The sequence below is a fragment of the Clostridium moutaii genome (genome assembly GCF_041205085.1).
GTDB lineage: Bacteria > Bacillota > Clostridia > Clostridiales > Clostridiaceae > Clostridium_B > Clostridium_B moutaii.
On record NZ_JBGEWD010000001.1, the window covers coordinates 461,976 to 474,976 of the forward strand.

Annotated in this window: 14 protein-coding genes; 2 read left to right on the top strand and 12 right to left on the bottom strand. The window is 34.5% G+C overall.

What is annotated here, in order from left to right; translation table 11 throughout:
• Positions 1–40: 40 nt before the first annotated feature.
• From AB8U03_RS02395 to pduA, 12 genes are read right to left on the bottom strand one after another with little or no spacing between them, the layout of a single operon-like run.
• Entirely contained in the window at positions 41–316 is a 276-nt protein-coding gene (locus AB8U03_RS02395; RefSeq protein WP_369702925.1) for a EutN/CcmL family microcompartment protein, read from the bottom strand.
• Between the two features lie 31 nt (positions 317–347).
• Positions 348–1,127 carry a flavoprotein gene (locus AB8U03_RS02400; protein ID WP_369702926.1) on the bottom strand — a complete coding sequence of 260 codons (780 nt, stop codon included), beginning with the start codon at positions 1,125–1,127 and terminating at the stop codon, positions 348–350.
• Between the two features lie 36 nt (positions 1,128–1,163).
• Positions 1,164–2,009 carry an ethanolamine utilization protein EutJ gene (gene eutJ, locus AB8U03_RS02405; RefSeq protein ID WP_369702927.1) on the bottom strand — a complete coding sequence of 282 codons (846 nt, stop codon included), beginning with the start codon at positions 2,007–2,009 and terminating at the stop codon, positions 1,164–1,166.
• 5 nt (positions 2,010–2,014) lie between these two features.
• Positions 2,015–2,668 (bottom strand): phosphate propanoyltransferase, encoded by a 654-nt coding sequence (locus AB8U03_RS02410; RefSeq protein WP_369703026.1) that lies wholly within the window; start codon positions 2,666–2,668, stop codon positions 2,015–2,017.
• Positions 2,665–3,336, bottom strand: a complete 672-nt coding sequence (locus AB8U03_RS02415) for a BMC domain-containing protein (protein WP_369702928.1) — start codon at positions 3,334–3,336, stop codon at positions 2,665–2,667. Before AB8U03_RS02415 ends, AB8U03_RS02410 begins: the two co-directional genes overlap by 4 nt.
• A 43-nt stretch (positions 3,337–3,379) precedes the next feature.
• Positions 3,380–3,823, bottom strand: coding sequence for a glycerol dehydratase reactivase beta/small subunit family protein (locus AB8U03_RS02420; protein WP_369702929.1), 444 nt, complete (start codon positions 3,821–3,823; stop codon positions 3,380–3,382).
• 15 nt (positions 3,824–3,838) lie between these two features.
• Positions 3,839–5,671, bottom strand: a complete 1,833-nt coding sequence (locus tag AB8U03_RS02425) for a diol dehydratase reactivase subunit alpha (RefSeq protein WP_369702930.1) — start codon at positions 5,669–5,671, stop codon at positions 3,839–3,841.
• A 13-nt stretch (positions 5,672–5,684) separates the two neighbouring features.
• A complete protein-coding gene (locus tag AB8U03_RS02430) occupies positions 5,685–6,203 on the bottom strand; it encodes a diol dehydratase small subunit (RefSeq protein WP_369702931.1) in 519 nt (172 codons plus the stop codon).
• A gap of 10 nt (positions 6,204–6,213) precedes the next feature.
• The gene (locus AB8U03_RS02435) at positions 6,214–6,888 is read right to left on the bottom strand and encodes a propanediol/glycerol family dehydratase medium subunit (protein WP_369702932.1); all 675 of its coding nucleotides are present in this window, start codon (positions 6,886–6,888) and stop codon (positions 6,214–6,216) included.
• An 18-nt stretch (positions 6,889–6,906) separates the two neighbouring features.
• Positions 6,907–8,571: a propanediol/glycerol family dehydratase large subunit gene (locus tag AB8U03_RS02440; protein ID WP_369702933.1), complete on the bottom strand. Its 1,665-nt coding sequence runs from the start codon at positions 8,569–8,571 to the stop codon at positions 6,907–6,909.
• 49 nt (positions 8,572–8,620) lie between these two features.
• Positions 8,621–9,508, bottom strand: coding sequence for a propanediol utilization microcompartment protein PduB (gene pduB, locus AB8U03_RS02445; protein ID WP_369702934.1), 888 nt, complete (start codon positions 9,506–9,508; stop codon positions 8,621–8,623).
• A 16-nt stretch (positions 9,509–9,524) separates the two neighbouring features.
• Complete coding sequence (gene pduA / locus AB8U03_RS02450; RefSeq protein ID WP_369702935.1) at positions 9,525–9,806, bottom strand: propanediol utilization microcompartment protein PduA; 282 nt, start codon at positions 9,804–9,806, stop codon at positions 9,525–9,527.
• Between the two features lie 289 nt (positions 9,807–10,095).
• Here pduA and AB8U03_RS02455 point away from each other — a divergent pair, with 289 nt between their 5' ends.
• Together AB8U03_RS02455 and AB8U03_RS02460 are read left to right on the top strand one after the other, a co-directional pair.
• Complete coding sequence (locus AB8U03_RS02455) at positions 10,096–11,316, top strand: sensor histidine kinase (RefSeq protein WP_369702936.1); 1,221 nt, start codon at positions 10,096–10,098, stop codon at positions 11,314–11,316.
• Between the two features lie 24 nt (positions 11,317–11,340).
• Complete coding sequence (locus AB8U03_RS02460; RefSeq protein ID WP_369702937.1) at positions 11,341–12,897, top strand: response regulator; 1,557 nt, start codon at positions 11,341–11,343, stop codon at positions 12,895–12,897.
• The last annotated feature ends 104 nt before the right edge of the window (positions 12,898–13,001 follow it).

A 13,001-nucleotide genomic window follows, 5' to 3' on the forward strand; every position in this document is an offset into this window, starting at 1 on the left:
TTATCACCACCTAAAATGCCAATTTAAAAAAGGCAAGCAATTAGTGTTTGTTCCATTCCACCTCATCTACGATTCCTACAATAGATGCATCCGCCGGTATATTACTGCCTGACTCATTTGCGTTTCTCGCTCCACTTCCTGTAACTACAATCACAATTTCATTAACTCCAGCACCTACTGTATCTATAGCAACCAAAGGTTCACCTATTATGTTTTCATCCTCATCTATCTTTTTAATTATAAGCAGCTTACTTCCAATTAATTTTTCATTTTTTTGAGTAGAAACAACATTTCCAACTACCTTAGCCAAAAACATACTTATTCTCCTTTTCTTATAATTTAAGTGATCAGTAGTATTTTACAATTATATTATTATTATCCATATAATCTTTTGCCAAAGGAGTTATCAACGCACCTTGCTTTATATAAATTTCCTTTGATTTTCCCATATTAGCCAGAATGTCCTTTGCAGTTATAACACCAGATAATATCTTACTTTTGTCCTTATTCTCTACCTCCACTACTTCTTTCTTTTCTTCTTTTATCATGGATAAGTCATCATTATAGTTATTTAAAAGGACAAATTTACTTTTCAGGGTTTTTTTCAGTTCATCTCCTTGAATAAAATCAACCCCCAAGCTGCATAAATTATCTTTGTAATTCAATATAAATCTATTGTATGCCACATTTTTGCTAAATCCCAGACATATATTCCTAGGGTTCTCAGGATCAAAACTATCTGATACGGCCATAACCTTTTTATTCATCATAAGAGCTTCTGCTATTCCTGTAGTCACTAAATTATCTTCTATGCCAACTGCACATTTTGACAATGTATTTCTAGTCATCACCGGTATTAAAACCAGGTCATCTTCCCGCACTGCCTTAGTCAGTTCCTCCTTGCACTCTATCAACTTGCCATTGAGACTATTGATATATTTTTCAGGTATGACCTTTTTTGCAGATTCTGTCATAACTACATCATATTGTAAAATATTCATGGAGGCCAGTGTTTCAAATATATCCTTTAGGTTTACCGCTCCTCCTGATATAAATAAAAGTACTCTTTTATTTATCATACTTACAATTTGAGCAACTATAGGTCTTAATAAATCTTTTATATCCATTTATTTACCTCACTTATCTTGATTCTCATGTAATCCTTATTTTTTAATGTCATTCATAGCTATTCCCATAGGTGTTACAAGGAGAGGATTATAAGGCTTAATAGTTTTTATACCTATATATTTTTCAAATATACTCTCTATATTTTTTAAACAACAAGTTCCTCCTACTAGATAGATAGTATTTACATCATACCCCTTAACATTCTTTTTCACTATATCTGCCATTTTTTCAATTACGGGTCTCACTAGTGGAAATACTGTGTTATAATTTTTTTCATCAATTTTATATTTTTCTGCTTTTTCATAATCCATTTGAAGTGCTCCGGATACAACTAAACTTAAATGATGACCTCCTGTAGGCTCATCTGCCGAATATACCACCTTTCCATCTTTTAATATGGATATTCCAGTGGTTCCTCCGCCTACATCCACTACTGCACCTTCATTTATTTTTAGAACATTAGAAGCTGCAGTTGGCTCATCTATTATATTAGTAACCATAAAATCAGCAGCCTCAACTACATTTGCAATTACCTTTGTATTTCCTGAACTTATTCCCGGTGGTATGGCCGTAGCTGCATATTCCAGCTTTCTCTTTAAAGTGTCCTCCAGTTTTTCTTTTAAATTTCTAAGTATATTTACCGCATTTAAATATTCAACGACTATACCGTCCCTAACCACATTAGCAGAATATAATTCTCCAGCCACAGGTTTATTGTCTTTATCCAGTACTGTTATTACAATGTTAGAAGTTCCTAAATCCACCCCAACTTTTAAATCCTGATTTTTATTAATCTTATTGGGATTTTTAAATGATTTCTCCATTTCCATAATAAATGAATTAGCTGTCTCTAGTGTATTCTTCAAAGGTTTTTTTACCATTTATATCACCTGCTCAAGCCTAATATTCTAATTAAAGCGCTGCCCTTCATTTCTGATGCATTGGCTTCATCTGTATCCATATGAAATTCCAGTGCAGATGCATTACTTACACGTATAAGTACATTTTTGAATATAACACCCTTGACTCCCATAGTTTCCACATCTACTAAATCTCCATTTTTTACGCCATAGGATTCAGCCTGCTGTGGAAGCATATGAATGTGTCTGCTGGCACATATAACTTTATTTTTCAGCACCAAACTTCCTTTAGGTCCTATAACAGAAAGGGTTTCTGAATCTTCCAAATTTCCTGAGCTTCTAACCGGTGCTTTTATACCTAAAGCATAAGAATCTGTTCTGGATATTTCAATCTGGCTGTATTTTCTCACGGGACCCAGAATTCTTACCCTGGGGAAAAATGATTTAGGACCTGCGATAGCCACAGTTTCATTTGCTGCAAATTGGCCCGGCTGTTTTACCTGACTTTTAACTGTAAGTTCATACCCTTTACCAAATAAATATTCCAGATCCTGCTCAGTAAGATGAATATGTCTATTTGATATACCTATTGGGATAGAAAATTCTTTATTTTTAATTTTGCTTTCTCTTACAATATGTGATACTAAATCTTCTACGAATTTTTCATTAATCTCCATTATTCTCTATCGCCTTCCCATGCTTTTTTGTAATGAATGCATAAATTTCTCGGCTGTCCTTTTCTTCTAGGACACTGAGGATCATGACATATATTACATACTTCCTTATTATCTTCTGTGTTTTCTTCGGAAGGATCCATATCTTCAACCTTAATTACATGTTTTTTTTCAGGTACAGTTTCTTCAACTGCATCAAAAGATTTGTCCTTCTCAATTTCTTCATCTGAATTAGTTTCTTCCTGTTCATCCCTATTTTTTTCTTTCAACTCAGGCTCTTCCAAATCAGAATCTTTGTTCTCAGAATCTGCCAATTTCTCATTGTATTCCAACTTTTCATGAGAAACTATACTTTCATCTTTAACTTTATCATCAGTTTTTTCAAGTCCTACTGTTTCTTTTGACTCTATAATATTGTCTAAATCTTTAGCAGGTCTTGGTATAATAAGGGTAGCATATACCTTGTTAACCCTGCCTGCACTTACTTTTGCTGCACTGATTGCGGCTTTAACTGCTCCTACGTTTCCTTCTATTTTAATTGTTACAAGGCCGCTCCCTCTGGTAAGTTCGTAACCTATAAGGGTTACATTTGCTGATTTTACACAACTATCTGCGGCTTCTATTGCTGCAGCCATTCCAATAGTCTCAATAACACCAAGGGCCTCTCCATTCATAAAAATCCCTCCCCTGTTACATATGGAGTACATACATAAAATTTTAAGAAATATTTAAATTAAAGTTCTTTAAAACAGAAATAACTGCTGATTTAACCTGCTGCCTCAGCTCATTCTCACTGGTATCTTCAAAAGATTTCAACGGCATGATTTTATAAAGTCTGGCAGCATTACAACCAATTACCCTTGCCTTGTCTTTTTCATAATAATCAAGTCTGATATTTATAAGAGGATGATTTTCTTTAAGTTTACTATAATGGAGCACCACTTTATCATTTTTCATTGCAATAGCTATTCCCATCCTAGACTCTTCAGAAGCTTCATATGCAATTTTAATTATCTTATCATGGGTAAAATTTATATTTTTTAACTGGTATGGAATTCCTTCCTCTTCTAATCCGGCGAGAATCTCTTTTAAAAGAGATTCTACAGGATTATCCAAGCATATATTCACATGTGGTTTATCTATATTTGCATTATCAATCATATTAAACTACCTCTTTTATAAGTTATCTTGATGTAAACTCTGATAATACGCAATTACCAGACCTGTAGCTACTGCATTTCTAGGGCCCATAAATCCTCGTATATTACCACTTCCACATATAACTCCATAATGGGATAATTCATCAGATATCATTTCAGGTATTTCAAAATCCAGTGCGGATCCTCCTACAAGCACTACAAAATCCACAGATCTTATGTCATTGTTCGGAGCTATGTCCTTCAACGCCCTTTTAATATTGGTTACAAAGACCTTTTCCTTGGATTCCCTTCTGACCATTCTTATTTTCTCTATAGAATGTTTAGTTGGAATTGGAATCATTTCATCTTCATTTTTCACAATAACATTTCTTGCAAATAAAGAAGCATCCAGTTGATTTTGATAAAAGCAAACATTTCCGCCCTCATACCTTATATTAAACAGGCTTTCAACTTTAGCCAGTGGATATCTTTTTATATCTTCCGCAAGGCTTAAATCATTCAATCCCAACTCTGAATTTATAAGCATTGTAACCATTTGTCCTGCTCCTGCATGGTGAATGGATCTTATATCTCCATTCCTGCTTATATAGGCTGAATCCGTTGAACCTCCTCCTATATCAAGTATTACCAGCGGCTTATCTGTTCCTGGAGTAGTAAGTGCTCCCCTAACTGCTACATTTGCTTCAACGCCGCCTATTATAACTTTTACTTTTGTTTCATCTTCCAGCCTTTTGGCAATACTCTCCATTGGAAGTTTGCTGGTCTTTACCATAGCTGCCAATGCCACTGCATTTTCAAGAGAAAATTCACCAGCTACTCCCCCTTGAACTTTTTGAGGTATAAATGTATCTACAGCCAGAATGTCTTGAATTTTTACTTCATCTATATTTTGATTAGTAAGTTCCCCCATTACCTGCCTTACTCTCTCTAACATTCCGCCTACATTGGTTCCAGCTTCTCCTGTTACATCTTTAAGCGGCCATACTTTATCCAATTCCTTCATTATAGCTTCCGAACCGCTTTCTATTGGAAGTTCACCCTTTTGTTTTTCTCCCATAAGTATCAGATTTCCTGCAGGTATAACCCTCTCCTTTACGTCTCCTTCAGGAGTTCTTATAACAACGGCAGATCTATTTCCAATCAAGGCTCTTGCTATTGGAATTACATGTTTAGTTTCTTCTGGCGAAAGTTTAAAAACAGTAGCCAGCCCATAGGGATTGGATAATGCCTTTATGGTTTTACCGGGTGTTGCCACTTCCACTGCTGCCAACATACCCATAGGTACTTTATCAATATAGGACACTTCATCTACAATGGGAATCTTTCTTTTCAACCTGTTGCTTATTATCACACCATCATCACCCTGCACTATGGCAGCAGTTATATTAATATGATTATCAAAGGCTTCATTCAATCTTTTTGCAGCAGTTTCAAAATCAACTTTTCTAGGGACTACACAAATTACAGCTTCATTGCTTGACATATTCTCCAATTCATCCAAATATATGGTTTTTCCCACTCCTATCCCCATACCTCCGGGAGTATCTGGATTATGTCCTATCATAGTGGACTCTGTAATAACCGTTTCAGTTATGGTTTCCATAGCTACATCTCCAATAACTGGAGTTGCCTCATTTATACATATAACATTCAGATCCTCTACATTTATATGTATATTGTCACAAGCATCTCCTATAGCTTTTACTACTCCCACAACATTATCCAAAGTCCCTTTAATTCCTGTAGTCTTAACTATGCTACTTGTTTTAAATTCTAATTTGTTCTCTACATCCGCAATTGCAACTTCAGTAGTGGAATTTCCTATATCAACTCCTGCTACAAATTTCACTTATATCACCTGCCTAAGATCTAAACATATCTCTTTTTTCATATACTTCAGCTGCTTCTCTTACAAGTGAAGCATTAATATTTGCATTATATTTATTTTGCAGTTCATCTGCTATGTCCAGTAATTCCTGTTTTGTAGATCTGTGTGGTCTTAGAGCTCCGTAAATTTCAAGCACTCTAGCATCTGGTACTTTAGTGAGCTCAGCTGCTCTCTTAAGATTCGTTGCAAACTGATCTCTGCCAACTGACTCTGCTATTTGAGCTTGATATAAAAGTACTTCTGGAGTTATCTTTATATCATCTGGAGTTATTTTTCCATTCAAAACATCTTCAATTTTTATATCCTTTATATTTTTACCTGTATTCGTTTTTACAAGATCAGGTCTTTTTTGAATTAAAGGATAGTCCTCTTTAGTTAGTCTTTCTCCGCTACAGCTGTTTACTGCTGTCTTTGCTGTACTGCTACTTTTATTGGGATCTATGTTCTTTAAAACTTCACTAACTATCTGTTGTATTAAATCATTATTATCCATAATTTCACCCCTATTCAAAAATTACTTTTAGTGCTATAGGCTTAGCAGCTCTATTTACATGCTGAGTTTCTTTTATATGAAGAATTGCTGCTTTTGCTTGATATTTCGGTCTTGCCATTTGGTCATTTACAACTGGAACTGGATCTGGCGATTCACCTTTAGCATATTTAGCCGCATTTTTTCCTATTGCTCTGAAAGTCTTTTTATCTATTAGAGGTGCCTGTGAAAACAATTCAAGGTTATTCAATGGTTCCAAATCTTTTTGATGAATAACTGTAGTTCCCTTTGATTGTATTCCTATTCCAACACCTGAACCGCTTAATTTTGCTGCTGCATGAGCTATAAAAGCTACATCTGAAGTATTTAAGACTCTAATAAATCTTACGGCAATGCCTTCTTCTTCTATTCCTGCCATGATTTCTCTTAAAACCTCATTATGAGGTATTCCAATTATTGTTTCTGTTTGATATAATCCAAAAGCCGGCGCCAATGCTATTACAACTTCGTCGCTTCTCTTGCCCTTTTCTGCCGGTCCTACTTCCTCAATTTTCATATTTCCTACTTTCGCAGCAGGTGAATCACTGTTTGAAGAAGCACTGCTGTTATTAGTATTAGCTGGCAGCTGACTTAAAACCTTCTGCACTATAGATTCTATTAATTCTTCGTTGGATACTGAATTTACCATAACTAATCCCTCTTTCCTTTACATTTTTTCAGGATCTAGAGCAAATGTTATATCTTTTAATTGATTCCATCTTTCTCCTTCTACTCTATATCCAGTTCCAGGTCCCATATAATCATTTTTATCATTTACAGCACTTATAACATTGAACTTGTCATCAAATATTGAAGATGGATGTAAATAATCGCCAGCTATTCTCTGCCTAAGTATGCTGAGAACTCTTTCTGCTACATCAGTAAATCCGCCCTTATAAAGTCCTTTTACTATATCCAGTCCTGTCATGCCTCTTGTAAGCAATTCCTGAGCTGCCTTCAAATCCTCTACTACGTTTCTAGCCGGCATATCTTTACTTCCATGAGCATAAGTTGCTGCTTCAACTTCCTCGTCAGTTACAGCTGGTAATCCCAGTTCTCTAAACAGTGCCTGCATTGCTTTAGCCGCTTTATTTCTAACTGCTATAACATCTTCTTCTTTTACTGGTTGAAGACCGCCATCGACTTTTAAATCTCTTTGAAGAACTAGCCAATCATCATAATCTTCTGCATCCCAGTTTGAACCTGCAAACATATTGTCATAATTTGGAGTTGAACTATAACCTGAACATATGAAATCAGTTCCTGGTAAAAATTGCATCATAGTTCTGGCAGTTTTTCTTATCTGTGAATGTGTAAAGGTCTGGTCATTACTTGAAGCAACTTCAAGATCAAGCATTTCAGTTATAAGGTTTTCTCCAAGTACTGCCCTGATACCTCCCGGTACTGCTGCCGGCACACCTATACAACTAACTGATCCATTTTGAAGTCCCTGAACCCCAGCACCTTTTGTCATCATTACGCACCTGGCTTCCAGATAAAGCATGGATTTTCCTTCTGCATATCCCATTTGAACCTCAGAACCAGTACCTGAAGTAAATCTCATTTTAAGTCCTCTTGATGCATAAGCTGATGCAAGGAAGGTCTTGGAATATGGAGTATCATCACCATCTACAAATACATTTTCTGTACCGTATACAGATATTGTCTCCGCATAAGCTGTAAATCCAAGCATACCTAATTTAAGTTCTGTAGCTTCTTCCAGCGAACACTGTGTTAAAATTCCCGGTCTTCCTGTCTGGGATCCTACTAAAATTGAGATTGCATTAAATGGAGCATATCTTACTATACCTACAGTTGTTTCCATCTCTGCAAATCCTCTTATTGCAGCTTCTGCTGCATCTGCTGCAATCTGAACTGGATTATCTCTCAGATTGGTTACATGTGCTTGATTGGCAGGTGTTCTTCTTGCTCTCATCTTTTGAATAGCCATCATCATTTCAACTACATTTAATTTGTCAACTACTTCTACTAATTTTGCTGCAGTAAGAGCAGTTGTTACTTTTATTATTTCATCTCTTGAAACATTTATATCAACAAGCATTCTTGCGATATCAGTTGAATCCAATGCCATGGCTTTCTCAGTGTTTTTTAAATTTATTGAGTGATCTGCCAGAAAAGTATCTATAAAATCAAAATCTTCTCTCTTCTTTCCATCCATCTCAACTATTTTTCCATCTTCCAGCTTTATGCTTGGCTTTGGATCATTTGGACTTCCTATTGCTATAAGTCCAACTTCTGGCCATTCTTTAACATAACCATCTTGATGAACTGGTCTTTTCTCTAATACTTCAAACCTCTTAGATCTTTTCATTAATTGAAATCCTCCTTAAACATATTTAATCCCTTTAAATTTTTAAATATTAAACATAAGGGGTACCCGTAGTAGACACAGGGTTTTGACCCATTGATCTCGCAATGGACAATCCTACTTCCCTAGCAGCAATTACCGACTGCCTTACAGCACCTGAATCTCCAGTTACAGTTATGATAACTTCGTTTGTATATGAAGTTCCTCCGTTTCCAGGACTTGCATAAGTTACCAGATCAACATTTGCGGTCTTAAGTGCTGTATCTGCCATTACCACTCCCAGTCCTGCCGGCGCACCTACTATTATTCCAAATGACTTTCCTATTGGAGCACCGAAGGCCTTATTCAATGCCAGGCTTGCTCTTGCAGTATAATGTAATTCTACATGTCCTGCATCAAATCCATAAACATCTCCAAAAGTTCTGTCAGTATCTTTAAGGGCCACTTCTACTGCCCTTCTTGAATCAGATACATCTTCTGAAGCCAATATTATTAAGCAGCCGTGCCCTGCTCCACCTTTTGTATCTCTTGGAAGTTCAATACTTACAACCTCTGTATTGGTAGCCTTTACAGCTTCATCAGCAGCCATTATCTGAGGACCCGCCCCTGTTCTGTCACTTATGATTCCTATAGAACGATATTTCTTGTCAATACCCATTTTTTCATGCAATAGGCTATCAACATTTGCAATTACTAACCCAACTGTATCTCCATAATTTGCTGTTCCAACAAATTCAGTTATTGGTGATGGTGCACTCATTACATCTACCTCCCTCTTATTATCTATCTTGTTCTCTTTTTGAATATTATTTTGTGTTTGTATTAAATTTTCGGATGATGACTTTATAATTTTGTTTAATTGTTCCTGATCAAAATCTTTCAAATTTACTTTTTTCCTGATTTCCTCTAAAACCTTTTCTATTAACTCATTATCCATCATATCTACCTCTAATCAATTATTCTGAAATTTTAGGTAATATTTTCTCTACATCTGTATGCGGTCTTGGAATAACATGTATTGATATAACTTCCCCTACTCTCTTGGCTGAAGCTGCACCAGCATCTGTAGCAGCCTTTACTGCTCCCACATCACCTCTTACCATAACGGTTACAAGGCCCGATCCAATTTTTTCATATCCAATAAGTACTACATTTGCTGCCTTTACCATTGAATCAGCGGCTTCTATTGCTCCCACCAATCCTCTTGTTTCTATCATTCCCAATGCTTCCTGTCCCATAGGAACACCTCCATTAAATAATATTAATTCTTAATTTAATTGTATATTACTTTCACCTACTTATTTTGCAAATTATTGCTTAATTTAATACCTATATTAACTATTTTAATTTGTATTTTTTATATCTATTTATGTACTTTTTTTACATTTGAACTCGAATTTTATTTGATAAATTTATATTTCAGGTTATAATTATATATAAGTAATAAGTTAGCATGATTTAAATATTCCAAATTATCAAATAAAATTAATTTTTTGCATTAGATATGATTCCTAATGAGGTGTTAATATGTATGATTTAGAGCAATACACATTGGATAAAATTATAGATGTAGGTTCTCTTCAAGACATACAAGACAAGTACTCTAAATTAACTAACCTGTCTACAATAACCGTGGATAGAGCAGGTGTTCCTGTTATAAAGCCCAGTAACTTTTCAAAATACTGTAATCTTATACGAACTTCTAAGGAAGGTTATAGACGATGTATAGATTGCGATGCTGTCGGAGGCCTGAAATCTTCTAAATTAAAGAAACCCATAATCTATCGCTGCCATGCTGGACTTACAGATTTTTCTGCTCCTATAATTGTGAATAATGTTCATCTTGGATCGATGCTTTGTGGACAAGTTTCTATAAAAGAAGATAACACAAAAAATTCAATTGATTTAAAAAAACTCTCTAAAGAATTGTATTTACCACTGGATAAGTTAAAATATACTTTAAAAGAGGTAAATATTGTGGAATATGAGAAGGTAAAAAATGCTGCTGATTTTCTCTATATGTTTGCCAACCTTATTGCTAAAATGGGAATTGCCAATATTACACACTCTGAACTATTGCAGGAGACAAAAGAAAAAATGAAATTTCAGCAATTAGCCAGAGATATTCAAATAAAATCTATTCAAGCACAGATCAATCCTCATTTTTTGTTTAACACTTTAAATACCATGGCCAGCATGTCACTTTTAGAAAGTTCTAACAATACTGTAGAACTCATATATGCACTGTCGGATATATTGAGATACAGCTTAAGAAATTCTGATAAAATGGTGAATATATCTACTGAGATAGATAATATAAAGAAATATTTATTCATTCAGTCCGTACGATTTAAGGACAAGCTAGATTATGAGATAAATATATCAAGCAATGTATTGGATTGTAAAATCCCGGCCATGACTCTGCAGCCTATAATAGAAAATGCAGTCATACACGGCATAGAGCCCAAAAAAGAATTTGGAAAAGTTCGTATAATTTCTAAAATTTTATCTGAAAAATATATAGTTTTTGAAATTCAGGATAATGGAGTTGGAATGGGAGCTAAAGAATTAAAATCACTAAAAAATAAAATGAATTCTTCAAATAAAGATGATTCAAATATCAGTATAGGAATTCAGATAGTACAAGATAGAATAAAATACTATTTTGGTTCCCAGTATGGAATTGACATTAAAAGTTCCATTAATGTGGGAACAACAGTTTATATTAAACTTCCATTAGTTTATTAAAATTTGCTGGAGGTGATTATATTAATGTATAAGTTGTTAATTGCGGATGACGAAACATTAGAACGGCAGGCCATGAGGCTTATACTAAAAAGGACTTTTAAAAACTTGGATATTGTTGAAGATGCTAAAACTGGAAATGAAGCTATATTATTGGCAAAAAAATATAACCCTCATATAATTATAATGGATATTAAAATGCCTGAAAAGAATGGACTTGAAGCTCAAAAGGCAATATCTGAGTTTCTTCCAAATGTAAAAACTATTATTTTGACAGCTTATGATGACTTTAATTTTGCTCAAAATGCCATTAAGCTTGGGGTAAAAGATTATATTCTAAAACCGGCAAAACCTTCAGAATTGAAAGATTCAATAGATAAAATTCTACTTTTACTTAAAGAAAAGGATAAAATTTATTCACATTTAACCAATGGCAAAGAGGAGCCTGATAAGGACATAATCTATACTGCCATAGATTTTATAAATAGAAATTTTAATAAAAACATAAATCTGGAGTCCACTGCTGCGGAAGTTCATCTAAGTCCTCAGTATTTCAGCAGATATTTTAAATATAATACAGGTGTAAATTTTATAGACTATTTATCTAAAATTCGTTTAAAAGAATCAAAGCGCCTTTTAACTACTACAGACAAGAGCATGAGCAGTATAGCTCTTAGTGTGGGATATATAGATCCTGCATATTTCAGCAAGGTTTTTATGAAATATGAAGGGTTATCTCCTAATAAATATAGAACTCTGAAAAAAAGTATATATGTCAATTTAACTTATATGAATTTAGACGACGTACCGGAGAAGACATCCCCTGTATATAAGATTGAAAATATCATAAGGCAGGTAAACGAATTCACCTTGACTTCACCTTATAATAAAATTTCTGAATTAAATAATACAAGAATCTTCGATGCACCCCTAATAGGAGTTGCTCAGGCCGAAGATCCATTATTTTTGAGATTAAAGGATAATAAAATAATAGGTATCCATCATTTAACCCCTAAAGAGTGGATGCCTGAAGCGAAGTCAGTTATATCATATTTTCTGCCTTTTTCATCAAATATCAGAAATCTAATTAGGAATAAAAACTCCACCTCTTCACGAGAATGGATTTATAAAAAAATTGAAAATGTATCTTTTAACAATGCTCTCTGCAAATTCATAGCAAAAAAGATAGATGAAATTGGCGGAATTTCGGTTATTCCTTCCATGAGCTCCAGGTTTACAGTACAAAATTACAAAAGCAATTGGTCCGAAAGACACATAGCGTTTATATCCGGTCTGGGAACCTTAGGCTTGAGCAAGTCTCTTATAACCAAACGGGGATGTGCTGGCAGGCTTGGAAGTATAATTGTAAGTATACCCTATAAAACTACCAAAAGAACTTATGATGGAATTTACGATTATTGCAATTCATGTGGGAATTGTATTCAAATGTGTCCTGTCCACTCTATTAGCAGTCATAATAAAAAGAACACCTCCTGTAACAACTTTTTATGTCAGAAATGCCAGCTGTCAATGCCTTGCGAATGTAAAATTCCATTGGAGACTAGAAAGGGAATAGCAAAGTAATACCATAAGAAGGATTTATTGCTAAAAGTAATTTTTATTCAGTTCACACAAAATTTTATATGATTTCAAAAGATTGTAATGATTTATGCAAGTCATTACAATCT

Excerpts from the sequence above, each read along its gene's own strand:
- AB8U03_RS02395 (WP_369702925.1), bottom strand. The coding sequence starts at position 316 with ATGTTTTTGGCTAAGGTAGTTGGAAATGTTGTTTCTACTCAAAAAAAT.
- AB8U03_RS02400 (WP_369702926.1), bottom strand. The coding sequence starts at position 1,127 with ATGGATATAAAAGATTTATTAAGACCTATAGTTGCTCAAATTGTAAGT.
- eutJ (WP_369702927.1), bottom strand. The coding sequence starts at position 2,009 with ATGGTAAAAAAACCTTTGAAGAATACACTAGAGACAGCTAATTCATTT.
- AB8U03_RS02415 (WP_369702928.1), bottom strand. The coding sequence starts at position 3,336 with ATGAATGGAGAGGCCCTTGGTGTTATTGAGACTATTGGAATGGCTGCA.
- AB8U03_RS02420 (WP_369702929.1), bottom strand. The coding sequence starts at position 3,823 with ATGATTGATAATGCAAATATAGATAAACCACATGTGAATATATGCTTG.
- AB8U03_RS02430 (WP_369702931.1), bottom strand. The coding sequence starts at position 6,203 with ATGGATAATAATGATTTAATACAACAGATAGTTAGTGAAGTTTTAAAG.
- AB8U03_RS02435 (WP_369702932.1), bottom strand. The coding sequence starts at position 6,888 with ATGGTAAATTCAGTATCCAACGAAGAATTAATAGAATCTATAGTGCAG.
- AB8U03_RS02440 (WP_369702933.1), bottom strand. The coding sequence starts at position 8,571 with ATGAAAAGATCTAAGAGGTTTGAAGTATTAGAGAAAAGACCAGTTCAT.
- pduB (WP_369702934.1), bottom strand. The coding sequence starts at position 9,508 with ATGATGGATAATGAGTTAATAGAAAAGGTTTTAGAGGAAATCAGGAAA.
- pduA (WP_369702935.1), bottom strand. The coding sequence starts at position 9,806 with ATGGGACAGGAAGCATTGGGAATGATAGAAACAAGAGGATTGGTGGGA.
- AB8U03_RS02455 (WP_369702936.1), top strand. The coding sequence starts at position 10,096 with ATGTATGATTTAGAGCAATACACATTGGATAAAATTATAGATGTAGGT.
- AB8U03_RS02460 (WP_369702937.1), top strand. The coding sequence starts at position 11,341 with ATGTATAAGTTGTTAATTGCGGATGACGAAACATTAGAACGGCAGGCC.